Genomic DNA, 26,643 nt, shown 5'->3' with positions numbered 1-26,643 from the left:
ATATTGTAACTAACAATTTCACCAGAACATAAATCTTTAATCGGTGAAAGGTAAACTCGCTCATCCTGGCTCATATTGTCATAGCGGTATTCGCTCACATCAGTCGCCATTTTTTGATATGGACGCTCGGTTTTAAAGCGGCGATGAAGACGATGCTTGGCTTTCTTACCTTGAGGACCAATCGACGAATCATATTTCCGAGTTTGACGATTATACATCTGTGACGATAAACCATTCTCTCGCATTAGACGGCTAACTCTTTTATGATTAACCTTAATTCCACGACGATGTAACTCATCGGTGACAGGTCGATATCCGTAGCCAGGATTCTGTTGCTTGATATCTTTAATGAGTCGAAGCAGTTCTTTATCATCTTCGGTTTCGTGGCGATGGGCTTGATAATAGAATGTACTTCGCTTAATGGTGGTGTATGGTAGAATCTCCGTTAAGCTAAATCCGAATTCTTGCCTTAGTTCCTGGATGATTTGGTACTCTTCTTTGACTGTCCGCGGTGTTGAACTAAGGCGTCGAGTTTTTTTAAGTATTCGTTCTCTACTTTCAAAGCCCGATTCTCTGCTTTCAACTGTTCTAACTCTGATAGTTGTTTACTAGCTTGGTGATTATGGTTAGTAGTCATGTGCTTTGCCCGTCCTCTTCTAGTGAACAAGGCCCCAATTCCACGCTCTTTAAGCTTCTTTTGCCAGGTTGCGATTGTCCCTGGATTACTAATGTCAAATTGAAGTGCTGTTTGTGAGTACGAAGTCTTGTGTTGTTTTTTCCAGTTTAAGACTTTCAGCTTAAAATCACCATCATAATCATACTTTGGTGAACGAATTTCTAGGCCTTGAACACCATATTTTCGATAGCGAGCTATCCATACTAACACGTTACCTTTACTTCTTATGCCCAATCGTCGGGCGATAGTCGTTGAGCCTATTCCCGATAAATACATTTGAACTGCTTTCAGTTTAATTTCTAAACTAAACCTAGTCATAGTAAAACCCCCATAGTTGGAATTTCTTGTCCAACTATGGGGGTTCATTTCAAGCTCGCCAAGGCCTTTTTTATTGTCTTTTAAAGCAATGATTAGGATGATAATGGTATAATGGGCCTTGTATTTTACCGATAGAGTTAGGTGGCAATTATTAATATGAAAAAAACATCGATTCGACCAGTGCCATTCCGGGCCGCCTGGCACAATATGCGCTACTGGGATTACTACTTACTAGTTCCTTACCTGTTATTATGCCTCACGGGGATCGTAATGGTATATTCTGCCAGCGCTGGAATTGAAATGCAAAATGGCGGCAGCCCACGGGGATACCTGATTAAGCAGACTATTTATGCAGTCCTGGGCTGTGGCTGCGTGTTCTTTTTTGCTAATTTAGCAATGCCCCATTTACGGACCCGGCGCTTCCTTAAATATTCCACCTTTATCATGTTTGGCCTTTTAGCAGTAGTTCTGGTGGTGGGACGCGCGGTTAACGGTGCTAAGGGTTGGCTATCATTGGGGCCAATTAACCTTCAGCCAGCGGAATTTTGTAAACTTTACTTTATCCTCTACCTGGCTGACCGGATGGCCCGGGCGCGGCAACGGGGGACCCATTTCCTTGATTCGAGTGCAGCGGTCGGTCCCCTGATTTTTGCTGCTATTTTTCTGACGTTGATCTTGCTACAGCCGGATACCGGTGGATTTGCGATTAACCTGTCAATCATTATTGTGATGCTACTGGCTTGTGACTTCAAATGGGGTTATGGCATCGCGGTGATTGTCGGCGGCCCAACAATTCTGTACTTCTTATTGGAAAAGGCGGTCGAGAGTGGCCTCTTCCACGGCGGTTACCGTGCTCAACGTTTTATTGCCTTTATGAACCCGTTCGGCAATGCCAGCGGGTCGGGAAGTCAGCTGGTTAACTCCTACTACGCGATTAGTAACGGTGGCGTTTTTGGCGTCGGTCTCGGCAATAGTATCCAAAAAATGGGCTACCTTCCCGAACCGAATACCGACTTTATCATGTCAATTGCCAGTGAAGAATTGGGATTAGTAGGGGTAAGTCTGATTCTGGGACTCCTGCTGTGCTTGATTTGTCGAATCATCTTGATCGGTGTGCGGAGCCGGTCACTCTATCAGACCCTGATTTGCTACGGGACGGCGACGTTTATGATGGTGGAGACCTTCTTCAACATCGGTGGGGTACTGGGCCTCCTCCCCATCACCGGGGTGACCTTTCCCTTTATTAGTTACGGGGGTTCCAGTATGCTAGTCCTTTCCAGTGCGGTTGGGATCGTAATGAATATTAGTATTCAGCAAAACAAAGAGCAGTTGCAGATGGGGCAACCATTTATTTCCGCTGAAGGGAGTGGTGATTAATGTTTGAGTTAGTCTCCCGGCGTGCGCTGATCGTCCGGATTAATAGCAACCGGGTTATTCGGAGCTTGCGGCGGTACGGGCTGGTGCGCTACGTTTCCCGCCATATGCACTACGTGGTCCTGTACGTCAATCAGGACGAGGTGGAAACGGTGACTGACCGGTTAGAAAAGCTGCGGGCGGTACGTTATGTCAAGCCGTCTTACCGGCCAGACCTGGACCCGACATTGACGGATCTAGAAATGAGTGGCGTTTATAAATTACATGATGAGGATGATAAGGAATGAGAATTGTTGCGGGTAAGTTCGGCGGCCGCCGGTTAAGCGCGGTCCCTGGGATGGCAACCCGGCCAACTACGGATAAGGTCAAGGAAGCCCTGTTTAATATTATTGGTCCCTACTTTGACGGTGGAACAAGTTTAGATCTGTTTGCGGGCAGCGGAGGACTAAGTATTGAGGCTGTTTCGCGCGGCGTGGCCAATGCAATCCTGGTTGACCGCCAGTATCAAGCAATCAAAACGATTAAGAAAAATATTGCGGTAACGAAGCACCCTGAGCAATTTACAGTCTATAAGATGGACGCACAAAAGGCCCTGGGAATGCTTGCTAAGAAGGGACAGCATTTTCAGCTAGTATTCCTGGATCCCCCATACGCAAAACAGCAAATCGTCAAGGATATGACGGCAATGGCAGAACGGGAATTGCTGTCTGACGGTGCCCTCGTGGTTGCTGAAACCGACCAGACCGCCCAATTGCCAACTGCCGATTGGGCTGGTTTTAAATTTATTAAACAGCAGACCTACGGAATTACTGTATTGACTATTTATCGTTACCAAAAGGAGTTGTAACTTATGAAAGTAGCATTATTTCCCGGAACATTTGACCCGTTGACCCTTGGACACCTAGACCTGATTAAGCGGGGGAGCGCCCTGTTTGATCAGTTAGCAGTTGCGGTGATGACTAACGAAAATAAGGACCCACTATTCTCAGTTGCTGAGCGGGTGGCCCAAGTTAAGGAAGCGGTGAGCGGACTGAGCAACGTTTCGGTGATTACCGCCGAAGGGCTGACTGTCGACCTGATGAATAAAATCGGGGCTGACTACTTGATGCGGGGACTGCGTAACACGGCTGATTTTCGTTATGAGCGTGATATTTCAGCGATGAATAACTTCCTGGATGATCAGTGCGAAACGGTCTTTTTCCTTGCCAGACCAGAGTATCAGCACCTTTCAAGCAGCCTTCTCAAGGAGGTAACGTCAGCCGGGGGCGATATTTCCGCCTACTTACCAGCTAACATCAACAACGCCTTAAAGAAACGGTTAGAAGAACGTCAGCTAATGCAGGTGAAGAAAGACAATGAAAAGACAAGATAAAAAAGTATCGCGTTGGATTGGGATTGCCCTGGCGGCAGTCCTTTTTATCGCTTGGGCACTCCTCTGGCCGCTAAACTCATACATTGAAGCGCCGGGCAGTGCTAGCAACTTACGCTCATTTGTTCAAGTCAAGGGGCATCCGGACAAGGGCAAGGGGAGCTTTATGATTACGTCCGTAGCGCTCCAGCAGGCCCGGCCGGCAACCTACGTGATGGCAAAATTAGTACCGTACATGTCGATTGAAAGTGCGGACGACGTTACCGGCGGGCAGAATAGCGCCACTTTTGACCGGGTCCAGAAGTTTTATATGCAAAGTTCGATTAACGAGGCGATTGCGGTGGCCTACCAGGCAGCCCACCAGCCGGTCAGCAAAAAATATTTAGGAATCTATGTTTTGCAGGTTCAGCCGAATTCCCAATTTAAGAAGGCCATCCGGGTGGGGGATACCATCACTAAGGTCAACGGCCACCACTTTAATACGGCACAGGGCTACCAAAAGTATATTGGCCGCCAGAAAGTGGGCACGCCATTGACGGTTACTTACCAGCGTGATGGTAAGACTCACACGACGACCCATAAGCTGGTTAAATTAACTGGCAGTCGTGCTGGGATTGGGATCATGCTGACTAATAATATGAAGGTGACGACTAAGACACCCGTTAAGGTCAACCCGGGACAACTTGGCGGTCCGTCCGGCGGCTTAATGTTTACCCTGCAAATTTACCAGCAGATTAGCGGTCATGACCTGCAAAAGGGGCGTAAGATTGCGGGGACCGGGACCATTGACGCTAATGGTCAGGTGGGAGAAATCGGCGGTATTGACAAGAAGATCATTGCGGCCCATCGTGCTGGGGCAACGGTCTTCTTTGCGCCGTATGTTAAGCCAACAAAACTTCTCCTAAAATATGAAGACGGTCATCAGACCAACTACCAGTTAGCGAAGAAGACGGCGAAAAAGTATGCACCGGGGATGGAAGTTGTACCGGTAACCAGTTTTAAGCAAGCCGTCCATTACCTAGAAACAACTGAATAAAGTAAAAAATCCATGGTTATAAAAAACGTAACCATGGATTTTTGCGTATTTAAATAACAGGAGGGGAGATAGATGGAAAAATTTAAGGAACTATGGGCGCTGTATCGCTATCAGATAATTGCTGGGACGGTAGCCTTACTTGCGGCGATCGCACTGCTTGCATACCGTACCGTCAAACCAGCTCCCAGCTCGGCGCCGGCCAGCCTCTCGTCGGCAGCGAGCTCAGCACTTGTGAGTAGTGATGCTAGTACGGTGAGTAATCGGTCGCCGGCTCGTGTCTGCGTGGATGTTAAGGGGGCGGTCCAAAAGCCGGGAGTGTATTATTTTAAGCGCGGAGCACGGATTCAGGAGGCAATTCGGGCAGCGGGTGGAGCGTTGCCGAATGCTGCGATGAAGGACGTGAACCTCGCTAAAGAGCTGGCCGACCAGCAGATAATCTATATCCCGGCGGAGGGCGAACAGGTAGCAAACCAAGCACCAGCAGGCACGGACGCCGCTGACCCAGTGACGGGGAAGGCGCCGGTCAACCTCAATACAGCCACTAAGGAACAGCTCTGTCAAATTACCGGAATTGGTGATAAAAAGGCAGATTTAATATTGGAGTACCGTCAACAGCACGGGCAGTTTAAAACCGTGGATGAATTGATGCAGGTTTCAGGGTTTGGCGAAAAGACCGTTGCTAAGATTAAAGAACAAGTCGCCGTCTAAACATTTGGCAGTTCATCATTATTTGCTATACTAAACTTAACGCAAGGGAGTGATTAGATGAAAAAACGAATTGATTGGGACCAGTATTTCATGGTCCAGGCTGCACTATTGGCCTCGCGGAGTACCTGTAAGCGGCTTTCGGTCGGCGCTGTCCTCGTCCGGGATAAACGGATTATTGCTGGTGGCTACAATGGGTCTGTTTCTGGCGATGATCACTGCATCGACGAAGGCTGTTACCTGCGTGATGGACACTGTGTTCGGACGATTCACGCCGAAATGAACGCTATTTTACAATGTGCTCGTTTTGGAATGTCGACGGATGGAGCCAGCCTTTACGTGACTGATTTCCCATGTTTACAGTGCACAAAGAGTCTATTACAGGCGGGAATTAAGGAAATCAATTATATCCGCAATTACCATAATGATGACTATGCAATGAAGCTGATTAAACTTAAAAATGTTCGTTTGCGCCAAATCAATTTAGGCCAAGATATTTTAGACCAAGTCCACCTAGATCAGTATATCGATCCGCAGGTGGCCCATAAATAAATTCGCCATTACTGGGTCTTTCCGGCGTTATTTGCCGGACTCCTGGCAACGGTTCTGACCTGCCCGCGACCGGCGCTATTACTGCTAACAGCTTGGATGCTGTGGCGGATTATGAGCCTTGCTCAACCGCGGGTCTTAGTAGTAACAGCCCTTGTGGCAGGTGTGATTGTAGGGATAGTGGCGATTAACCGCCAGTGGGCCGCTCAGCAACGGTTAACGCGGGCGGCGGCGGTCCAGCAGACGTTGCTGGTAATGCCGGATGACGTCCATATTAACGGCAGCCTGGTAACGCTGACGGCTCGGGACCAACAGTCGCAAGCCAAGGAAACCGTAATATTAAGGGCTCGCGAACCAGCAGAGCTGCGCCGGCTAAGGATGGTTGACCATCCAGCACTGTGGCAAGTTACAGGGACCTTGCAGCCACTGGTACCGGCGACTAATGACCAGCAGTTTGATCGCCGCTTTTATTATCAGCAACACCACATCTATAACGAATTACGGGTTAAGGAGCTCGGGAAGGTTCAACCCCAGCCAATTAGGGGATGGCGGTCGTTGTGTCACGTCATTCGTTACCGGCTAATTGAATATTTTAAGACAATGCCCCAGCTATTAGGAGCTTACTGTCAGCAACTACTGGTTGGCGACAACAGCGCTGGTGATCACGCTTTGACTTTAGCGGTAAAAAGGCTTGGAATAATCCATTTGTTCTGCATTTCGGGGATGCACATTATCCTGTTGACCGGCCTGACGCGCCTAATAGGGAGCTATCTGTGCTTGGAACGGGAAAAGATTGACTGGATACTGGTCATTGGGCTGCCATTTTACTTGATTATTGGTGGCGGTTCGACCAGTTTGATTCGGGCAGTAATTATGGCCGAAGTAACGCTGGGCCAGCGGCTGTTTAAAATGGACGCGCTTGACGGCTGGGCAATCAGTCTAATTGCCGGCTTGCTCTGGAACCCGTACCTGTTGTTTAACCTCGGCGGTCAGCTTAGCTACCTGCTGTCGCTGATTCTCCAGGTGCTGACGGGAGAAGAGGGGGAGTTGAAGCGCTGCTGGTTGTTGGGGCTTCTTAGCCTCCCTGCGATTCTCAGCCGAACTTTTGAATTTCACCTGCTAAGTCTGGTTGCCAGCTATGTTATGATTCCGCTATTCTCGTTATTTGTTTTCCCGCTGGTAGTATTTAGTGCCATGTCGTACCACTTCTTCCCGGTCTTGGGCGAACTTGTCAATGCTCTGCTCAGCGGCTTTCAAATTGTCCTTTTCTGGCTAGCTTCCCTTCCGGGTGAAATTCACTTTGGCAAGCCACCGCTGTGCTTTGCATTGCTGCTCTTTTTGGCGACCCTGTGGCTCCTCCAACGACCACGACGAGCCCGCTACGTAGTCTTATTTTTGCTATATCTCTGTTGCTTCCTGCAAATTCACTACCCACCCTTTGGTGAGGTCATTTTTACAGATATTGGGCAGGGAGACAGTATTATTATTCGAACACCGTTTAACCGGCAGGTTTTGCTGATTGATACTGGTGGGAAGGTTCAGTTTAACCAGCCCCGCTGGGCTCAGGTAGAAAGTCATACCGATCTTGCTGAACAGACTAGCATTAACTACTTAAAAAGTCGTGGTATTTTTCAGATTGATACGGTTTATTTAAGCCACCACGATGCAGACCACATTGGTTATTTACCGTCGGTATTGAAGACGATGACCGTTAGGCAGATTGTGGTTCCGGCCGGAATGGAAAAACAGCCGGCGTTATTAAAACGGTTGGCGGCCCAGCAATATCGCGGGAAAGTAATCGCGGTTACTGATCAGGTGCAACTACCAAATCAGTGCTTGCAAATTGTCCACCCCTTTACTTCGGGGGAGGCAAAGAATGAAGACTCAGTAGTACTAGCAGGACGGTTCGGTGGGCAAGACTTTCTCTTTACCGGCGACCTTGACCGGACTGGTGAACTGGCGGTTATGGCTAAGTATCCAAACTTGCGCGCTACCGTACTCAAGCTGGGGCATCATGGCAGCAAGACGGCTAGTGATCCACGCTTCTTACGGCAGCTGGGTGTAAAAACAGCGATTATCTCTGCCGGACGGTTTAATCGTTATCACCACCCGAGTGACGAGGTGGTGGCTGAATTGAAGCGGGCCCGGATTGCGGCCCTTTCCACTCAGCAGTATGGAATGATAAAATATCATTATTACGGTGACAAGGGTTACTGGCAGACGACATTAAAGGGGGATGAACTTCGGTGGATGTTACCGAACTCGTTAAACAACTAAAAGAAAAAACGCCGGCGCTGGTATACCTGGTGCTCGGCACCCAGCAGGTACTACAGGGAAAGGCGCTGACCGCTTTTTTGTCATTGATTCCTGAAGAGCAGCAGGTCATGAACGTCGGCCGCTATGATATGGAAGTCACCCCAGTTGCGAGTGCACTGGACGATGCAGTGTCAGCACCGTTTTTTGGTGAACGCCGGCTTGTAATCATTAACAAACCTTATTTTCTAACAAATGAAAAAAGGGGTGGGAAGGTAGACCATGATTTATCGGCAGTGATTAAATATCTCCACCATCCGGAACCAACAACCACGCTTGTTTTTCTCGCTCCGTATGAGAAACTGGACGGGCGAAAAAAACTTGTTAAGGAACTGAAAAAGGTGGCGGTGAATGTCAGTGCGGCCCCCTTGGATGAACGCAGTGCCCGTCAGCAGGTTGAAGGACAGTTGCGCCAAGCCGGGTTTACTATTGACGATGCAGCTCTTGAATTGTTGGTTCAGCGGACAAATGCTGATTACGGGTTAATGGTCGCTAACGTGGCTAAACTGGAGATTTTGGCTTACCAGGATAAGCATATTACCGCACCAATGGTTCAAGCATTGGTGCCGCAGTCATTGGATGACAACGTGTTCGACTTGGTGACCGCAGTTCTCCGAAGAGACCAGCCACGGTCGTTAGAACTCTACCAACAGCTGCTTGCTAGTCAAAAGCAGCCTTTGCAGATTAATGCAGTTCTCGTGAGCCAGTTTCGCTTATTAATCCAGTTAAAAGTACTGGTTAACCATGGCCTGAGTCAGGGGAGTATTGCTAGTAGACTTAACGTTCACCCTTACCGGGTCAAGCTGGGACTCCGAACAGTTCGCCAATTTTCCCTTGAGCGGTTGGCAAACGCGTATCTCGGGTTGGTCAAAATCGAGCAAAACCTCAAAACGACCCAACGGGATCCAGAGTTGCTTTTTCAACTGTTTATGCTCCAATATGCTCGGCAAAGGTGAGGCTTTCACGTGAGGGGCCTGGCAAGGGAGAACATTGCTGATTCGATAGTGCGGGACTTGCCAGACGATTTGAAATAGTGAGAAGCAGCCATCCCGATAAGGCGGATTACTAGCCTATGGTTATTTTGCACATTATCACAGTAGTAAGCGGCTGAAAATCAACACAGTAGGTAGCTGGCAGGTCAGATGTTGATAAAGCGGCATGGCCAACTACAATCATCTTGCTAGCCAGCTACTGGCTTGCGACAGCATTAGCTTTAAAATAACGAAGAGGCTGGGAATTGCTTCCCAGCCTCTTTTTGTATGTTTGTAAGAAAGAAAAAAGGCAACTAGGATAAGTTGCCTCCTTGAACCTCATTACTTGTGGTAACGAGCTGACAGACGAGACTTATCCCGTGCTGCTTTATTAGCCTTGATAAGACCCTTTGAGTGGGCACGGTCGATTGCTGAAATAGCATCCTTGTATAACTTTTCAAGGTCGCCTTCACCAGCAAGCTTAGCCTTGTCGAACTTCTTGATTGCAGTCCGCATGTGACTTAATTGGGAAGCGTTCCGTGCTTCGGCCTTTGCACTAGTCTTAACACGTTCGATCGCTGATTTGATGATTGGCATAACTTTCACCTCCGTTATCCGGTATTCAGTTGACCAGAATTTTCAACATTTGTCATTATACAAAAGACTGGCCAGCATTGCAATAGTTTCACGGTAATAGGATTTTCGGGACGGGAAAGAGTTGCAAAATGAGTTGAAATACCTTATATTATTAAAGGTCGCAAGTGCGACGGTGCCTCTTCTCAGTTTGGCGATCCTCACCGACGCCATACTTAGAACTAGGCAGACTTATTAATTGAAAGGTGGGAAATTGATCATGGCTCTTTCAAAAGAACGTAAAGATCAAATCATTAAGCAATTCGCAACTCACGAAGGTGACACTGGTTCTACTCAAGTTCAAGTCGCTGTATTAACTGCTGACATTAACGAACTGAACGAACACCTTCGCACGCACAAGCATGATTACCACTCACAACGTGGTTTGATGAAGAAGATTGGTCACCGGCGGAACCTCTTGGCTTACCTGCGGCGCACTGACCTTCCTGCTTACCGTGAATTGATTAAGGAATTAGGATTACGGCGGTAATTTTATTTCCGCAAAGAGGCTGGGGAAATCCCCCGGCCTTTTATTGTTTAAAAATGGATCAGGGGCCGGGGAGCCCGTTAAGACTGTTTCACGGCGGCTCTCAGTGCGTGAGCCAAAGTTAGGCCGGCTGGTTCGTGGCACTACCTTTGCCAACGCGTAGCAAGCCTCTTGCTAGTCCTTAACTATTATAAAGATAACGTGCGAAATAACCACAGGGCTAGTGTCTAACTACGAACGCTAGCCGGCCCGTGCCGTGCCACCTATCGTTCTAGGTTAGCCATACGCCCTGTCGAGAAGGTTATTTCGCACTCTCTTTGTTTTTAAAATGTTTGATTTCCATTGTGAAGAGCGAATGTGGTAAGATATTAATAGCTATTTATGAACGAATAAATTCTCTGAGCAAACGAATAGCAATACAGAGAAATCAACTTAAAATAAAGGAGCCAATCTAATGAGCAAAATAAAGATTATCCCGTTTGGCGGGGTTCGCGAAAATGGCAAAAATATGTACGCAGTGGAAGTCGACGACCAGATTTTTATCCTGGATACCGGTTTGAAGTACCCAGAAAATGAGTTGATGGGAATCGATGTGGTAATTCCGGACTGGGAATACCTGCGTGACCGGAAGGATAAAATTGTCGGGGTCTTTCTTACCCACGGGCATGCCGACTCAATTGGTGCATTGCCATACTTTTTGATGGACTTTAATGTTCCCGTCTTTGGAAGTGAAATGACGATTGCCCTGGCTAAACTGGCGGTTAAGAAGCACAAGGAAGTTAAGAAATTTAATGACTTCCACGTTGTTGATGCGGGGACCGCGATTGACTTTAATGACGTCACCGTTTCGTTCTTCCAGACCACGCACACGATTCCGGAAACTCTGGGAATTGTTCTTGAAACCGCGGAAGGCAACATTGTTTACACCGGTGATTTCAAGTTCGACCAAACGGCTACCAAGGGTTACCAAACAGACTTAGCCCGGCTTGCTGAAATCGGCTCGCAAGGAGTACTGGCACTGCTGAGTGATTCTGCTGGTGCTGGAATTACTGGTGCTTCCTCACGGGAAAAGGATATTGGCGAATACATCAAGGAAACGTTCAAGTACCAAGATGGCCGGATCATCGTGGCGAGTGTGGCCTCAAACATCATGCGGGTGCAGCAAATCATCGATGCGGCCGTGGCGGTAGACCGGAAGATTGTTCTCTCCGGCAGTGATATCGAACAGATTATCAACACCGCCATGGAGCTAGGTAAACTAAAGATGCCTCAGGACATCCTGATTAGCCTGAAGGAAGCCGATAATCTGGACCCTAAGCAGGTGGTAATTCTGGAAACGGGGAAGATGGGGGAACCTATCAAGTCTCTGCAACAAATCGCTAACGGTGACAACCCGAAGATTAAGCTCAGTGATCAGGACCTGGTATTCGTTACTACTACCCCTTCATATGCCCAGGAAACCGAAGTTCAAAAGACGAAGGATATTATCTACCGGACCGGAGCTGAGGTGAAGTTTATTTCCGATGACCTTAACCCGTCCGGTCATGCTAACCAGAATGACCAGCAGCTGATGCTTAATTTCATGAAGCCGCAGTACTTTATTCCTATCCAGGGTGAATACCGGTTACTGGATCGTCACGCGGAGTTAGCAGAAGAGGTCGGAATTGCACCTGACCGGATTTTCCTAACGAATAAGGGTGACGTGCTGACATACGACCAAGGTGAACTCCACGTTGGGGAACACCTGGATGTTGGCAACACGATGATTGACGGAACCGGTATTGGCGACATCGGAAATATTGTGCTTCGTGACCGGCGGGTCCTGTCTGAAGATGGAATTTTTGTTGTCGTTGCAACGATTGACCGGAAAAAGAAGAAAATCGTTGCCCGTCCCCAAATCACCTCGCGGGGCTTCGTCTTTGTCAAAACTAACCATCAGCTGATGAAGCAGAGTGCTGACCTGGTAGAAAAGGTGGTCCAGGATAACCTTGATCAAAAGGAATTTGACTGGGGACACCTCAAGCAGGATGTTCGTGAGAAACTGAACCGGTTCTTATTTGACCAAACTAAGCGCCATCCCGTTATTTTGCCGGTGATTATGGAAATTAACCAGCACGCCAAGAAGAAGACCAAAAACAAGGGCGAGGCGAAAAAAGATAGCGGTAGTCACAAAAAGGAAGCCCATCACGGTCATGGCCGTGGTCGGGGGCGCAAACGCCAAGCAGAAAAAAGTAAACAAAGTAACTAGTTGAGTAGTGGGGCTGTTGGCAGGGATGCCACAACCCCACTCTGTATCTAAAAGGAAAATTAATATGAATAATGAACAAGAAGAACGCTACCAAAAAGCGCTCCAATTAATGACGGATGAGAAGTGGCTAGAAGCGAGCAGCCTGCTCGAAGACCTGATCGATGAACAGCCTAGTGATGACGTGACAAAGGCACTGGTCCTAGCACTTTACCGTGCTAAACAATACGCACGGGCATTTGTTTACTTCGCGGAACAGGCGGAAGTCTTTACTGGAGATAAGGGACATGCCCGGTTAGCAGTCCACCTTCTTTTGCACAACCAATCCTATATCGCCGCCCGTCTTTTTATTACGGATCTGCCGCTGGACTGGCAGGATGAGTTTGAAACGCTGATTGCTGAAGCTGAGCAGACGGCCGAAGAAAAATTTCAGACAACAATTCAGACCGCGCTCCGGTCCTTTTACCACCTTGGTGACTGCCCACTGAATGAGCAGCAGGAGCGGTTGGGAGCTGCCCGACAGCTACCGTTAAAAGAGTACCTAACGGGAGCACAGTTTTTGCTCCGGGACCCGTATGCCCACCAGCTGATCAAGGCGGCCCTGGTGGATACCCTTCGTCAATTAGGGGTTGACCAGCAGATGGCGCTTCGGTGGTTGGATGCACGGGAATACACCATTAATCCGGCAAAATTATCCGCAATTGAAGAGCTTCCGGTTGTCCAGGAATTGCACCGGGAACTAGCAGACCGTCTTGCCAACCACAACCCCAGTGAATACCAATTGGCTGGTCAGGAGCTGCAAATGCAGCTGATGTTGTTGTACCCGCTGATTGAGGAAAAGGTGACTGATCCTGCTGGTTGGGTCAACTGTCTGATTGGCCGGATTCGCGGAGCGGCTTCTGAGGCGCAGCCAGCCATTCTGGCGGTTCAACGTCAACTGGGGCAGGTAATTGATGATTTAGGTGAAAAACCTTAGCAATATTATTTACAAATGCGGCAAGAGTTGATATGATATTTAAGAATTCTTCTTCAAGCCTTTGATATAAAAGCTTTCAATTGGCGAAAAGAAGTAGTACAATAACTATAAGGGTGTGTCAGTCATTTCTATGAAAGGGCTGGCATTATACTTGTAAATTATCAGGAGGTTTTCATTAATGGCTGAAAAAGAACATTATGAACGTACAAAGCCCCATGTAAACATTGGTACTATTGGCCACGTTGACCATGGGAAGACTACTCTGACTGCTGCTATTACTAAGGTATTGGCAGCTAAGGGTCTTGCAAAGGCAGAAGATTACGCTGATATCGATGCTGCTCCAGAAGAAAAGGAACGTGGTATCACTATCAACACTGCCCACGTTGAATACGAAACTGAAAAGCGTCACTACGCACACATCGATGCGCCAGGTCACGCCGACTACGTTAAGAACATGATTACTGGTGCCGCACAAATGGATGGTGCTATCTTGGTTGTTGCCGCAACTGATGGTCCTATGCCACAAACCCGTGAACACATTCTTCTTGCTCGTCAGGTTGGTGTTCAATACATCGTTGTCTTCTTAAACAAGACTGACTTGGTTGACGATGACGAATTGGTTGACTTGGTTGAAATGGAAGTACGTGACCTTCTTAGCGAATACGATTTCCCTGGTGACGATATTCCGGTTGTTCGTGGTTCCGCCCTCAAGGCTCTTGAAGGTGACCCAGAACAAGAAAAGGTTATCCTTCACTTGATGGATGTTGTTGATGACTACATTCCAACTCCAAAGCGTCCTACTGACAAGCCATTCATGATGCCTGTCGAAGACGTCTTCACTATCACTGGTCGTGGTACTGTTGCTTCTGGTCGTATCGACCGTGGTACTGTTAAGGTTGGTGACGAAGTTGAAATCGTTGGTTTGACTGAAGATGTTCTGAAGTCAACCGTTACTGGTCTGGAAATGTTCCACAAGACTCTTGACCTTGGTGAAGCCGGGGACAACGTTGGTGTTCTTCTTCGTGGTATTTCTCACGACCAAGTTCAACGTGGTCAAGTTCTTGCTGAACCAGGTTCGATCCAAACTCACAAGAACTTCAAGGGTGAAGTTTATGTTATGACTAAGGAAGAAGGGGGCCGTCACACGCCATTCTTCTCCAACTACCGTCCACAATTCTACTTCCACACTACTGATGTTACTGGTACGATTGAATTGCCAGATGGTGTAGAAATGGTTATGCCTGGTGATAACGTAACGTTCACTGTTAACTTACAAAAGCCAGTTGCCCTTGAAAAGGGTCTGAAGTTCACCATCCGTGAAGGTGGACACACTGTTGGTGCCGGTGTGGTATCAGAAGTCTTAGACTAATTTTCAATTAGGCAAATTCAAGAGGTTGGGGCTCATCCCCAGCCTCTTTTTCTTTTAATTTGGGCCGGGAGAAAGCCGCCAATTGGTTGCAATTGCTTGGCCTGTAAGGTAAACTAATAAAGTATGTAAAGACCTGCCTGTAAGGTAAGGATCAAATTGATTGTTATTGGAGGAAATAAAATGTCAGCAAAATGGGAACGCGATAGCGATGCCAGCAAAGGGACATTAACGTTTGATATTGATGTCGACACGATTAAGAAGGGAATTGACGAAGCCTTTGTCGAAACCCGGAAGAAGATTACGGTTCCAGGTTTCCGGAAGGGCCGTGTTCCTCGCCAAATCTTCAACCAAATGTACGGTGAAGAATCCCTTTACCAAGATGCTTTAAACAAGGTCTTGCCAGACGCTTACAGTGCTGCTGTTAAGGAAACTGGAATCAAGCCGGTTGACCAACCAAGTATCGATATTAAGAGCATGGAAAAGGGTCAACCATGGACACTGACTGCCGAAGTTGCGGTTGAACCTGAAGTTAAACTTGGTGACTACAAGGGAATGGAAGTTCCTGAACAAGACACGACCGTTAGTGATGCTGACGTTGACTCTGAAATCGAAAAGAAGCGCCAACAACAAGCGGAATTAGTTTTGAAGGATGAAGACCAGGCTGCTGCTAATGGTGACACTGTCGTTATCGACTACGAAGGTAGCGTTGATGGCGAAAAGTTCGATGGCGGTTCCGCTAACAACTACTCATTGGAACTGGGTTCTGGCTCATTCATTCCCGGTTTTGAAGACCAGTTAGTTGGTCACAAGTCCGGTGATGACGTTGACGTTAAGGTAACCTTCCCAGAAGACTACCACGCTAAGGAATTGGCTGGTAAGGACGCTCTATTCAAGGTTAAGGTTCACGAAATCAAGGAAAAGCAACTGCCAGAGCTTGACGATGACTTTGCCAAGGACGTTGACGAAGATGTTGATACCCTTGACGAATTGAAAGACAAGACTCGCAAGCAATTGCAAGAACAAAAGGACAACCAAGCCAAGGGCGCTATTGAAGATGCTGCCATCGAAAAGGCAGTTGCTAACGCTGAAATCGAAGATATCCCACAAGCAATGCTGGACGAAGACACTAACCGGCAGATGCAGCAATACTTAGCTGGGATGCAGCAACAGGGAATCAGTCCTCAAATGTACTTCCAAATTACTGGTACGAAGGAAGATGACCTGAAGAAGCAATTTGCTAACGACGCTGCACAGCGGGTCAAGACCAACCTGGTTCTGGAAGCCATTGTTGACGATGCTAAGCTGGAAGCTAGCGAAGACGAAATCAAGGATGAAATCAAGGACCTGGCAAAGCAATACGGCATGGAAGAAGATGCAGTAGAAAAGGCATTGTCTAAGGATATGCTGAGCCACGACATCAAGATTAAGAAGGCCGTTGACTTAGTTGCTGATTCTGCAAAGCAGGTTAAGGCAGACGACAAGAAGGCTGACAAGTAAGATTTAGTCGGTCTTAGTAGTGAGAGAAGCTCAATCACGCGGTTGAGCTTTTTTTATTGGAGAACAGAATATTCGAATTCGGACTATAATTCTGGTATGATTATTCCATAAGTTTAGAGGAGGTTCATGAATGTTGGAAGATACCACGAGAACGGATACCATCCACTGTTCGTTTTGCGGAAAGTCGCAAGATGAAGTGAAAAAGATTGTCGCTGGTCCCGGGGTCTACATTTGCAATGAATGTGTTGACCTCTGCCAGGAGATCATCAAACAGGAACTGGCTGAAGATAGTGCTAAGCAAACCTTCCGCGTGCCCACTCCAGCAGAAATCGTTGGTGAACTAGACGACTACGTAATCGGTCAGGCCGACGCTAAAAAGACACTGGCGGTAGCGGTTTACAACCACTATAAGCGGGTTAACGCCATGATGACGGGGGAGAATGACGAGACAGAATTACAGAAGAGCAACATTGCTGTAATCGGGCCGACTGGTTCAGGGAAGACCTACCTGGCACAGTCGCTTGCCCGGATTCTCAACGTGCCCTTTGCAATCGCCGACGCCACGACCCTGACTGAAGCCGGTTACGTCGGCGAAGACGTCGAAAACATTATCTTAAAGCTGCTCCAGGCGGCGGATTTCGATGTGGAACGGGCTGAAAAGGGAATTATCTACATTGACGAAATTGATAAGATCGCGAAGAAGAGCGAGAATGTTTCAATTACCCGGGATGTTTCTGGTGAGGGGGTCCAGCAGGCCCTGTTGAAGATCCTGGAAGGAACGGTTGCTAACGTTCCGCCACAGGGGGGCCGGAAGCACCCACAGCAAGAATTTATCCAGGTGGATACCAGCAACATCCTCTTTATCGTCGGCGGGGCTTTCGACGGAATAGAGAATATTGTCAAGGAACGGATTGGTGAAAAGACGATTGGTTTTGGCACCAGCAGCTCCGCACGGGATAACATTACCGAAAAGAACATTTTACAGCACGTGATTCCAGAAGACCTGCTCAAGTTCGGCTTGATTCCTGAGTTTATCGGTCGGTTGCCAGTCATGACGGCCCTGCAGAAGTTAGATGAGCAGGACCTGATTCGGATCCTAACAGAGCCGAAGAATGCCCTGGTAAAGCAATATCAGGAACTGATTAAGCTGGACGGCAGCGAACTAAGTTTTACTGATGGCGCCCTGCGCGCGATGGCCGAACTGGCAATTAAACGGAATACCGGAGCCCGGGGACTCCGGTCAATCATTGAAGAGGTCATGCAGGACGTGATGTTTGACCTGCCAAGTCGTGAAGACGTTGCCAAGGTGGTAATCGGGAAGCGGTGCGTTACTGACCACGCCGAGCCTAAGTACGTATTAAAGGACCAGCAGGCGTCATAGCCGGGGAGTTTTTCAATGGAAGTTCATAATGTTGATTTAACAATTAGTGCGGTGCGGCCGGACCAGTATCCGAAGACCAACTATCCAGAAGTGGCCCTGGTGGGGCGGTCAAATGTTGGAAAATCATCGTTAACCAACGTATTGATTAACCGGCGGAATTTTGCTCACACTTCTAGTCAGCCGGGGAAAACGCAGACCTTAAACTTCTACGCGGTTGAGGATCAGCTGTACTTTGTCGATGTCCCGGGTTACGGCTACGCCAAGGTTTCTAAAAAGGAGCGGGAACGCTTCGGCCAGATGATTGAGCAGTATTTAACCCAACGGGATCAGCTGCGGGGCGCAATTTTACTGGTTGATGGCCGGCACGCACCGACAGCGGATGATGTTAGTATGTACCAATGGTTGCAGTACTACCATATTCCGACCCTGGTGGTGGCTACCAAGATCGATAAGGTCAAGGGGAATACCTGGAACCGCCAGGAAAGCCTGATTAAAAAGACGCTGGGGCTGGCGGCTGGTGACCAGCTAGTCCTTTTCTCAGCGGTGAACAAGACGGGGAAGGATGCTGTCTGGCAGTGGATTGATGAACGAACGGGGATGAAGTAACGGTGGATTTTAATGAATACCAAAACGCGGCGAAGCGCACCTTGTATGGAAACGAGCAGGTATTGACTAACTGTGCCCTCGGCTTAGCGGGGGAGTCCGGTCAGGTGGTTGACCTGGTGAAGAATTACGTCTTCCGGGGACAAAAACTGAGCCGCCAGGAATTAGTCCACGAGATGGGAGATGTCTTGTGGTACTTATCGCAAGTCGCGGAATGGGCAGATATTCCGTTTGAAGAGGTTGCTAAGGCTAACATTGCCGAGCTCAACCGTCGCTACCCAGCCGGGTTTAAAAAGCAAAACTAAAGGGAGAGCACGGGACGAAGATTAGGCGGACTTTGTCTCCGTGTCCCTTCCGGCTAGATACAAAAGGGCCATCAAGTTCGGCAATGCGAATTTGATGGCCCTTTTAGCGTTCATAAAAAATAGGGGAGTGGCTTGCCTCCCCCTGCTGCGAGGTTACTTGTTTTTCTCGTCTTGTTTCTCAGCTGACTTTTCTTGGTCCTTGGCCGGTTTTTTAGCCGGCTTCTTCTTTGGGTCAATCGCAAACTGGTCGAAAAGGCGGTCTAGTTGTTCGCTTCTCCTGGTTACTAAGCCCATTCTTATCGCTCCCTTGGTTAATATTCAGAACATCATAGCATAGCGCTTCCCTGGTTTGCAAGGAAAATCCTGGGAAAGTAGAACGGATTCTTTGCGTTGCTAGCGCGTTTTCCGATATAATATTATACTAGCATTTATCACGGAGGGTTACGATGGCAAGCGAATATCTTGAACATAAGTTAGCTTTATTGCCGGATAAGCCCGGCTGCTATTTAATGAAAAATATCAATGGGCAAATTATTTACGTTGGTAAGGCCAAGAACCTCAAGAACCGGGTGCGTTCGTACTTTAAGAGTTCACACACCGGGAAGGTAGCCAAGATGGTTTCAGAAGTAGCCGATTTTGAAACCATTGTGACTTCAACCAATAAGGAGTCGTTCCTGCTCGAAATCACGCTGATTCAGAAACACCAACCCTACTTTAACATTAAGTTAAAGCGGGGGACTGGCTACCCCTACATTAAAATTACTAATGAGCGCGACCCCCAGATAAAGATCACGGGAAAAATCAAAAAGGATGGTGCCTACTACTTTGGCCCCTATCCTAACGTGTACGCCGCGGAAGAAACGGTCCACTTTATACAAAAGGTGTACCCTTTACGGCGGTGCAATGGCTTTCAGGGGCGTCCCTGCCTGTATTACCACATGGGACAATGCCTGGGGGCCTGTTTTAAGGAAGTTCCGCCAGCCGAGTACGCGGCCCAAATTAAGCGGATTAAGTCTTTCCTTAATGGCAATACCGCGAATGTGAAGAAGCACTTGCTGGCAAGGATGAATAAGGCGGCTAGTGATCTGGAGTACGAACGGGCTGCCGAAATTCGTGACCAGCTCCACTATATTGAGGTCACGGTGGAGAAGCAGAAGATCATTTCGAATGATAAGACCCCACGGGACCTCTTTAATTTCTACATGGACAAGGGCTGGCTGTCGATTCAGCTCTTCTTTATCCGCCAGGCCCGGCTGATGAAGCGGGAAAAACGGCTGTTCCCAATTGTCGACACGGCGGTCGAGGAAATGACCAGTTTTATTCTTCAATTTTATAACCGGCGCAATAACATCCTTCCCCGGGAGCTCCTCCTCCCCGCTGGCCTTCCTAATAAAGAAATCAGCGAAATCCTGGGGATCCCGGTTCGGACACCTGAGCGGGGGGAGAAGCGCGACCTGCTTGCAATGGCGGCTGAAAACGCGCGACTGACCCTTGATGAAAAGTTCCGGCTGCTGGAAATGGATAAGGGCAAGACTACCGGCGCGATGAAGGAGATCACAGACGCCCTGGGGTTGCCGGTGGGGCATAAAATTGAAGCCTTTGACCATTCTCATATTCAGGGAGCCGACCCGGTCAGCGCGATGGTTGTCTTCGTTGATGGCGAGCCCGCAAAGAAGCTCTACCGAAAGTATAAGCTCAAGACGGTAGTTGACCATGCGGATGAAGCTGCTAGTACCCGGGAAGTCATTCGGCGGCGTTATGGCCGGCTCTTGAGGGAGAATAAGCCGATGCCAGACATGATTTTTATGGACGGCGGTGACATCCAGATGAACGCGGTTAAGGATGTGCTTGAAAACGAACTGGGCTTGGATATTCCAGTCGTGGGGATGGTCAAGAATGATAAGCACAAGACGGCGGACCTATTATTTGGGAGCGAAGATGCCCACGTTAACCTTGACCCCCGCAGTCAGGGCTTCTACCTTGTTCAGCGGATTCAGGACGAGGTGCACCGGTTTGCGATTACCTACCACCGGAGCGTCCACACGAAGCATTCCCTGAGTTCCCGCCTTGATGAGATCAAGGGAGTCGGGCCACGAACCCGGACAAAACTGCTCAAGAAGTACGGCTCGGTGACCAAAATTGCCCAGGCACCGGTGGAAGAGATTCATGCGCTGGGGATCAATAGACCGACCGCCCAGTTGATTAAGGTTTCCCTCCAAAAAAACGCCGAAGTCGCGAAGGGGAGCAGTCACGATTGATTTTGACGGCCCCTCTTTTTTCCAATATACTAGAGATAAGATAATAGAACGGAGAAAATCATCATGAATACCTTTGTTGATCAAATTAAGATAGAAGCGCATGCCGGAAAGGGCGGCGATGGGATGGTCGCCTTTCGGCGGGAAAAGTACGTTCCTAATGGTGGCCCAGCCGGAGGGGACGGTGGCCATGGTGGCAGCATCGTTTTGAAAGTTGATGAAGGGCTGCGTACGCTGATGGACTTTCGTTATCACCGGATTTTTAAGGCGAAAAATGGTGGGAACGGGATGAATAAGCAGATGACCGGTCCGAGTGCGCCGGACACGGTAATTGCGGTTCCCCAGGGCACAACCGTCCGCGACCTCGATACCGGCCAGATTATCGGGGACCTGGTTGAAAACGGCCAGGAGCTGGTAATCGCCCAGGGCGGCCGGGGCGGCCGGGGAAACATTCACTTTGCGAGTGCCAAGAATCCGGCCCCCGAAATCGCTGAAAATGGGGAGCCGGGAGAAGACCGCTACCTAGAACTAGAGTTGAAGATGTTGGCTGACGTGGGGCTCATCGGTTTCCCTTCGGTGGGGAAGTCGACCTTACTGTCAGTAGTCACGGGTGCTAAGCCGAAGATTGCCGCCTACGAGTTCACCACCCTGGTACCAAACCTGGGAATGGTGATGCTCCCGGATGGGCGGGATTTTGCCATGGCTGATATGCCCGGATTGATCGAGGGTGCTTCAAAGGGAATTGGTCTTGGCCTTAAATTCCTGCGGCACATCGAGCGAACACGGGTGTTGCTCCACCTGGTTGACATGAGCAGTGAGGACGAAAACCAGGCCATCGAGCGCTACAGGCAAATTAACCAGGAGTTGGCAAACTACGATCCAGAGCTCTTGAAACGGCCGCAAATTGTCGTTGCAACGAAGATGGATCTGCCAAATGCTGAAAAGAACCTGGCCGTGTTCCAAAAGCAGCTGGCTACGGATAAGAGCCTGGAAAAACAGCCGGCAATTTTCCCGATTTCGGCAGTTACGCACCAGGGGGTCCAAAAGTTGATGCAGCTGACCGCCGACCTGCTTGACCAGACGCCGGTGTTTGATAGCGAAAGCCACGATGAACAATTGACTCCTGAGTATGAAGCAGCGGGGAAGAAATTCCAGGACGCGCAGGAACCAGACTTTACCATCAGCAAGGATGATGACGGCACATGGGTCCTGGGCGGCGAAAAGTTGCTGCGCCTGTTTGACATGACCGACCTGACCCATGAGCAGAGTCAATTACGCTTCGCGCGTCAAATGCGGCAAATGGGAGTCGATGATGCCTTGCGTGAAAAGGGAATTCAGGATGGCGACATGGTTCGGATCCGCAAGTTCGTCTTTGAATTTATCCAGTAATTGAGAGTGAGAAGGTAGGGAAGTTTAATAATGCAACTTGAATTTTTAGGAACCGGCGCCGGGTCACCCAGCAAGCAGCGCAATGTTTCTAGCGTTGCCCTGCGGTTGCTGGAGGAGCGCAATGCTATCTGGCTGTTTGATGTTGGTGAAGCGACGCAGCACCAAATCTTAAACACCACCATCCGCCCACGGAAAATTGAAAAGATTTTTATCACCCACCTGCACGGTGACCATATTTTTGGCCTACCAGGACTGCTGAGTTCACGGTCTTTCCAGGGGGGAACCGAACCCCTGACCATTTATGGTCCGGTGGGGATTAAGCGCTTTGTGACGACGGCATTGCAAGTTAGCGAGTCCCGTTTGAGTTACCCGCTTCACTTTGTGGAAATTGATCACGAGGGAGAGGCCTTTCACGACCGGGGCTTCACGGTCACTGCCAGAAAGCTGGACCATAAAATTGCTTGCTACGGTTACCGGGTGGTTGAAGCTGACCATCCTGGTGAGCTGCAGGTTGATAAGCTCCGGGCATTGAACATTCCGTCCGGGCCGGTTTATGGGCAACTAAAGGCCGGTAAGGTAGTCACCTTAGCTGATGGGCGCACTGTCAATGGGCAAGACTTCATTGGGGCGCCACAGAAAGGCCGGATCATTGCTATTTGTGGTGACACCCGAAAGACGGCTAATGCTGTGGAACTAGCGCAGGATGCGGACGTCCTGGTGCATGAAAGTACCTTTGCTAAGGACGAGGCGAAACTCGCCCGCAGCTATTACCACTCGACCAGTTTACAGGCGGCCGAAATTGCGAAACGGGCCGGGGCCAAGCGGTTATTGCTGAACCACATTTCCGCTCGCTATGCCGGCCGGGCTGCCTACCAGCTTGCCTACCAGGTTCGCGATGTTTTCCCGGAGACCCGGGTGGTCAATGATTTTGATGTAGTTGAGATTCCGTTTAATAAATAAGGGGTGGTCGTGATGATGAGGCGAGTAAAGACCTTGCGTTTCTTACGTAATGAAGTCGTGCTGATTACAGGAGGTTCTAGTGGGATTGGTAAGGCCTTAGCACTAGAAGCCGCACGGCGGGGGGCAATCGTTGTTGTGACTGCCCGGAATGAAGAAAAGTTGGAGCAAGTCGCCAAACAGTGTCTCCTGTTATCGGGCCGGCCGGCCTTTGCTTACCGCATGGATGCCACTTCGCCGGATGACATTGATGAGGTCCTTGACAAGATTCAGCACCAGGTCGGTGGAATCGACGTCCTAGTTAATTCGGCCGGCTTGGGTGAGTTTACCCCCGCGGCTAGCCAGTCTTATAAGACAATGAGACAAATGACTGACGTAAACCTGCTGGCATTGATGTATATTAGCCGTTGCGTGGCCCGGCAGATGATGGACCAGGGCTATGGAGCAATTATTAACCTGGGGTCAGCAGACGGTAAGATTCCGACCCCGAATAGCGCGGCTTATTCAGCCAGCAAGGCGGGGGTCATTCAGTTTGATAACGTCCTGCGGATGGAAGTGGCAGACTACGGTGTCCAGGTGCTGACAGTTAATCCAGGACCAGTTAGCACACCCTTCTTTGAGAAGGCCGACCAGGATGGCAGTTACCGCTCGCACCTGCCGAAGTGGATGTTCATCTCAGCTGATGAGTTAGCTTGCCGGGTGTGGAATAATGTTGGCTATAAGACGCGGGAAATTAACGTTCCTGGCTACGTAGCCTACCTGGGCTGGGCCTACCAAGTTTTCCCTGGACTGGGTGACTGGGCGATTAAGAAGTTCTTTGACTTCCAGCAGAATAAAAAGGAATTGTAAAGTTGGCAGGAGTGGCTTAGTGGTCACGCCTTTCTTATTTTAGGAGAATGTGGGGAAGAAAATGATCGAAGCACGTTATAATTGGCAGGACCAAAGTGCCAAAGTTGATCAACAGGTTGTCCAAACGCTTCAGGACGAATTAGCGATTTCCAAAACGATGGCAGTCCTGCTGGCCGAACGGGGGATTGCCGATGCTCAAGCAGCACGGGACTTCCTGAAGCCTAGTTTATCAGCTGTTCATGATCCCCGGCTGCTTCATGATATGGATCAGGCAGTCGAGCGGATTGAAACAGCGGTTGCCAATGGCGAAAAGATTACAGTTTATGGTGACTACGACGCGGATGGTATTACCAGTACTGCCGTGATGTATGAAGCCTTGACCGGTATCGGTGCCGATGTTGACTACTATGTTCCTGACCGCTTTAAGGATGGCTATGGGCCGAACCAGGCCGCTTACGATCGAATCATTGCTAACGGGACTAAACTGATTGTCACGGTGGATAACGGGGTGAGTGGCAAGCAAGTGATTGAATCCACCATTGCCCAGGGTGTCGATGTCGTAATCACGGATCACCACGAATTGCCCGCGGAACTGCCGAAAGCAACCGCCATTGTTCACCCCCGTTACCCGGGGAGCAGCTACCCGTTTCCTGACCTTTCCGGTGTGGGGGTGGCGTTTAAACTTGTCTGGGCTCTTCAGGAGGAATTTCCCGAGGAGATGTTGGACCTGCTGGCCATCGGGGAAATTGCCGATGTGGTTAGTGTTACGGATGAAAACCGTGCTTTGATTTCGCTGGGGATTCAGGAGCTGCGGCAGGGGATGCGGCCGGGTCTCCACGCACTGATCAGCTTGGCTGGCGTTAACGAAAGCCAGCTAACGGACCAGGAAATTGGTTTTACCATCGCTCCGCGTTTGAACGCCCTTGGACGGGTGGCAAATGCTAATGCTGGTGTGGAATTGCTGACGACTTTGGATGAAAATCGGGGCCGAGAACTAGCCGAGCAGGTAGAAGCTGCTAACCAGGAACGCCGGCAGCTAGTTGATGATATTATGACCACTGCTAAAAAACAGGCTTTAAGTCCTGCTAACCAGCAGCGCCCGGTACTCGTGTTGGCAGGACATGGTTGGCACCAAGGAGTGCTGGGAATCGTGGCTAGCCGGATCATGGACGATACCGGTAAGCCGACAATTGTTGCCGGAATTAATGAAGACGAAGAAGTTGCCAAGGCCTCAGGGCGGAGTTTGCCCGGCTTCAACCTTTTTCAGGCATTGGATCAGCACCGGGACTTGTTCACCGCGTTTGGTGGGCACCCGGCAGCCTGTGGCTTGTCCCTGCCTGAGGAGCAGTTAGGAACTTTACAGGAGGCCTTAGTGGCGGAAGCAGCTGAGCAGGGCTTTACGGGTAAGCAGAAGCAGCCACTGGCAGTTGCGACTGGGTTAGCGGTTGGCGATGTGACGGAGCAACTTTACCAGCAGCTTCAACAGCTGGGACCGTTTGGACCAGGGAATGACCAGCCCGTCTTTCTGTTCCGTGATGTCCAGCCAACGAATGTGAAGACGATGGGGAAGGATAACAGCCACCTTAAATTTAACCTCAGCCCCCAGTTGGCGGTGGTGGCCTTTAACCAGGGCAACTTGGCACCGCTACTGGCTGGGCAGGGGACCACGGTGGACATGGTTGCAAAACTGAGTATTAATGAGTGGCAGGGCAAGCGTCAGGTTCAGTTGATGCTGGAGGATATTCAAATAACGGGAACGGTTATCTTGGATCGGCGAACGAACCATTTAACACCCCACCATTTTGAGATGCCGGGCTATTACCTGGTTTATAATGACCGCTTGCGTCAAAACATTGCTCCCCACCTTCCAGCGGGGACTGCAATTTCGCCGGTGGAGGCGGGGAAAATTGACTTCGCCAATGAGCGGCTGACGGTGGTTGATTGTCCGGCCGACTTAGCTGCTTTTAAAGCACTCTTCGCTAATGATAGTGCTGCGCCGGCGATCATCCGTCTCCTGCTCTACGAGGCTAATAGTATTTATTTGGCGGGCTTGCCCACACGGACGGATTTTGTCAGTCTGTACCGCTTCCTCGCCCAACAGGCCAGCATACAGTGGCCGCAACAACGGTCTGCTGTTAGTCGGTATTTAAGAATCAATGAAGTCCGCTTAAATTTGATGATAAGTGTGTTTTCTGAAGCAGGATTTGTTACAATAAAAGATGGTGTTTTAAACCTGGTTGCTGACGTTCAGAAAACCGATTTAAAACAAACGGATCACTATCAAGCGCGATTAGCTCAATATCAAGCTGAACAGACGCTGCTGTTTAGTGATGCGGGGACGGTGGCTGAATGGGTCAGCCAGTGCCTGAAGAAGAATTAAAGGAGA

At 49.2% G+C, this 26,643-nt stretch carries 25 protein-coding genes and 2 pseudogenes; 22 read left to right on the top strand and 5 right to left on the bottom strand.

What is annotated here, in order from left to right; genetic code table 11:
• From FC49_RS10130 to FC49_RS03365, 3 genes and pseudogenes are all read right to left on the bottom strand, one after another.
• Nucleotides 1-245 (bottom strand): annotated as a pseudogene (locus FC49_RS10130) (IS3 family transposase); the annotation flags it as partial.
• Between the two features lie 21 nt (nt 246-266).
• A pseudogene (locus FC49_RS10375) lies at nt 267-341 on the bottom strand (hypothetical protein); the annotation flags it as partial.
• 128 nt (nt 342-469) lie between these two features.
• Nucleotides 470-994: a helix-turn-helix domain-containing protein gene (locus FC49_RS03365; RefSeq protein WP_056984184.1), complete on the bottom strand. Its 525-nt coding sequence runs from the start codon at nt 992-994 to the stop codon at nt 470-472.
• 156 nt (nt 995-1,150) lie between these two features.
• Here FC49_RS03365 and FC49_RS03360 point away from each other — a divergent pair, with 156 nt between their 5' ends.
• From FC49_RS03360 to holA, 9 genes are all read left to right on the top strand, one after another.
• Entirely contained in the window at nt 1,151-2,371 is a 1,221-nt protein-coding gene (locus FC49_RS03360) for an FtsW/RodA/SpoVE family cell cycle protein (protein ID WP_056984182.1), read from the top strand.
• A complete protein-coding gene (locus FC49_RS03355; protein WP_003711768.1) occupies nt 2,371-2,655 on the top strand; it encodes a YlbG family protein in 285 nt (94 codons plus the stop codon). Before FC49_RS03360 ends, FC49_RS03355 begins: the two co-directional genes overlap by 1 nt.
• Nucleotides 2,652-3,215, top strand: a complete 564-nt coding sequence (gene rsmD / locus FC49_RS03350) for a 16S rRNA (guanine(966)-N(2))-methyltransferase RsmD (protein ID WP_003711779.1) — start codon at nt 2,652-2,654, stop codon at nt 3,213-3,215. The genes FC49_RS03355 and rsmD overlap by 4 nt, the downstream gene beginning before the upstream one ends.
• A 3-nt stretch (nt 3,216-3,218) precedes the next feature.
• Nucleotides 3,219-3,740 (top strand): pantetheine-phosphate adenylyltransferase, encoded by a 522-nt coding sequence (gene coaD, locus FC49_RS03345; RefSeq protein ID WP_003711773.1) that lies wholly within the window; start codon nt 3,219-3,221, stop codon nt 3,738-3,740.
• Nucleotides 3,724-4,773 (top strand): SepM family pheromone-processing serine protease, encoded by a 1,050-nt coding sequence (locus FC49_RS03340; RefSeq protein WP_056984180.1) that lies wholly within the window; start codon nt 3,724-3,726, stop codon nt 4,771-4,773. Before coaD ends, FC49_RS03340 begins: the two co-directional genes overlap by 17 nt.
• 72 nt (nt 4,774-4,845) lie before the next feature.
• Complete coding sequence (locus tag FC49_RS03335) at nt 4,846-5,481, top strand: helix-hairpin-helix domain-containing protein (protein ID WP_056984178.1); 636 nt, start codon at nt 4,846-4,848, stop codon at nt 5,479-5,481.
• Between the two features lie 57 nt (nt 5,482-5,538).
• Nucleotides 5,539-6,030 (top strand): ComE operon protein 2, encoded by a 492-nt coding sequence (locus FC49_RS03330; protein ID WP_056984176.1) that lies wholly within the window; start codon nt 5,539-5,541, stop codon nt 6,028-6,030.
• A gap of 111 nt (nt 6,031-6,141) precedes the next feature.
• Complete coding sequence (locus FC49_RS03325) at nt 6,142-8,304, top strand: DNA internalization-related competence protein ComEC/Rec2 (protein ID WP_056984174.1); 2,163 nt, start codon at nt 6,142-6,144, stop codon at nt 8,302-8,304.
• Nucleotides 8,274-9,296: a DNA polymerase III subunit delta gene (gene holA, locus FC49_RS03320; RefSeq protein WP_056984172.1), complete on the top strand. Its 1,023-nt coding sequence runs from the start codon at nt 8,274-8,276 to the stop codon at nt 9,294-9,296. The genes FC49_RS03325 and holA overlap by 31 nt, the downstream gene beginning before the upstream one ends.
• Before the next feature lie 357 nt (nt 9,297-9,653).
• On the opposite strand, the gene rpsT is transcribed toward holA, so the two are convergent.
• The gene (rpsT, locus tag FC49_RS03315; protein ID WP_003711755.1) at nt 9,654-9,908 is read right to left on the bottom strand and encodes a 30S ribosomal protein S20; all 255 of its coding nucleotides are present in this window, start codon (nt 9,906-9,908) and stop codon (nt 9,654-9,656) included.
• A gap of 256 nt (nt 9,909-10,164) precedes the next feature.
• Here rpsT and rpsO point away from each other — a divergent pair, with 256 nt between their 5' ends.
• The 8 genes from rpsO to FC49_RS03275 all read left to right on the top strand — a co-directional run bounded on the left by rpsO (nt 10,165) and on the right by FC49_RS03275 (nt 18,807).
• Complete coding sequence (rpsO, locus tag FC49_RS03310) at nt 10,165-10,434, top strand: 30S ribosomal protein S15 (RefSeq protein WP_003711721.1); 270 nt, start codon at nt 10,165-10,167, stop codon at nt 10,432-10,434.
• Between the two features lie 451 nt (nt 10,435-10,885).
• Complete coding sequence (locus tag FC49_RS03305; protein WP_056984170.1) at nt 10,886-12,679, top strand: ribonuclease J; 1,794 nt, start codon at nt 10,886-10,888, stop codon at nt 12,677-12,679.
• Between the two features lie 64 nt (nt 12,680-12,743).
• Nucleotides 12,744-13,652 (top strand): hypothetical protein, encoded by a 909-nt coding sequence (locus tag FC49_RS03300; protein WP_056984169.1) that lies wholly within the window; start codon nt 12,744-12,746, stop codon nt 13,650-13,652.
• 178 nt (nt 13,653-13,830) lie between these two features.
• Nucleotides 13,831-15,021: an elongation factor Tu gene (tuf, locus tag FC49_RS03295; protein WP_003711740.1), complete on the top strand. Its 1,191-nt coding sequence runs from the start codon at nt 13,831-13,833 to the stop codon at nt 15,019-15,021.
• Nucleotides 15,022-15,201: 180 nt separating this feature from the next.
• On the top strand, nt 15,202-16,518 hold the full coding sequence (gene tig, locus FC49_RS03290) for a trigger factor (protein ID WP_056984167.1): 1,317 nt from the start codon (nt 15,202-15,204) through the stop codon (nt 16,516-16,518).
• 130 nt (nt 16,519-16,648) lie between these two features.
• Entirely contained in the window at nt 16,649-17,899 is a 1,251-nt protein-coding gene (clpX, locus tag FC49_RS03285; protein ID WP_003715216.1) for an ATP-dependent Clp protease ATP-binding subunit ClpX, read from the top strand.
• Nucleotides 17,900-17,914: 15 nt separating this feature from the next.
• On the top strand, nt 17,915-18,505 hold the full coding sequence (yihA, locus tag FC49_RS03280; RefSeq protein WP_003711715.1) for a ribosome biogenesis GTP-binding protein YihA/YsxC: 591 nt from the start codon (nt 17,915-17,917) through the stop codon (nt 18,503-18,505).
• A 2-nt stretch (nt 18,506-18,507) separates the two neighbouring features.
• Nucleotides 18,508-18,807 (top strand): nucleoside triphosphate pyrophosphohydrolase family protein, encoded by a 300-nt coding sequence (locus FC49_RS03275; protein WP_003711778.1) that lies wholly within the window; start codon nt 18,508-18,510, stop codon nt 18,805-18,807.
• 153 nt (nt 18,808-18,960) lie between these two features.
• Here FC49_RS03275 and FC49_RS10035 read toward each other — a convergent pair whose 3' ends face one another.
• Entirely contained in the window at nt 18,961-19,101 is a 141-nt protein-coding gene (locus FC49_RS10035; RefSeq protein ID WP_003711716.1) for an SPJ_0845 family protein, read from the bottom strand.
• 152 nt (nt 19,102-19,253) lie between these two features.
• On the opposite strand from FC49_RS10035, the gene uvrC reads away from it, so the two are divergent.
• The 5 genes from uvrC (at nt 19,254) to recJ (ending at nt 26,637) form a co-directional block, all read left to right on the top strand.
• A complete protein-coding gene (gene uvrC, locus FC49_RS03270) occupies nt 19,254-21,065 on the top strand; it encodes an excinuclease ABC subunit UvrC (protein ID WP_056984164.1) in 1,812 nt (603 codons plus the stop codon).
• A gap of 63 nt (nt 21,066-21,128) precedes the next feature.
• Nucleotides 21,129-22,451, top strand: coding sequence for a GTPase ObgE (gene obgE / locus FC49_RS03265; protein ID WP_003711745.1), 1,323 nt, complete (start codon nt 21,129-21,131; stop codon nt 22,449-22,451).
• A 30-nt stretch (nt 22,452-22,481) separates the two neighbouring features.
• On the top strand, nt 22,482-23,411 hold the full coding sequence (gene rnz, locus FC49_RS03260; RefSeq protein ID WP_003711731.1) for a ribonuclease Z: 930 nt from the start codon (nt 22,482-22,484) through the stop codon (nt 23,409-23,411).
• A 12-nt stretch (nt 23,412-23,423) separates the two neighbouring features.
• A complete protein-coding gene (locus FC49_RS03255; protein ID WP_034537409.1) occupies nt 23,424-24,257 on the top strand; it encodes an SDR family NAD(P)-dependent oxidoreductase in 834 nt (277 codons plus the stop codon).
• A 61-nt stretch (nt 24,258-24,318) separates the two neighbouring features.
• Nucleotides 24,319-26,637 carry a single-stranded-DNA-specific exonuclease RecJ gene (gene recJ / locus FC49_RS03250; RefSeq protein WP_056984162.1) on the top strand — a complete coding sequence of 773 codons (2,319 nt, stop codon included), beginning with the start codon at nt 24,319-24,321 and terminating at the stop codon, nt 26,635-26,637.
• Nucleotides 26,638-26,643 lie beyond the last annotated feature (6 nt).

This window comes from Limosilactobacillus oris DSM 4864 (assembly GCF_001434465.1).
Classification (GTDB): Bacteria; Bacillota; Bacilli; order Lactobacillales; family Lactobacillaceae; genus Limosilactobacillus; species Limosilactobacillus oris.
Note: the sequence above shows the minus strand (reverse complement) of the source record. Positions and strands in the feature narration are given on the sequence as shown.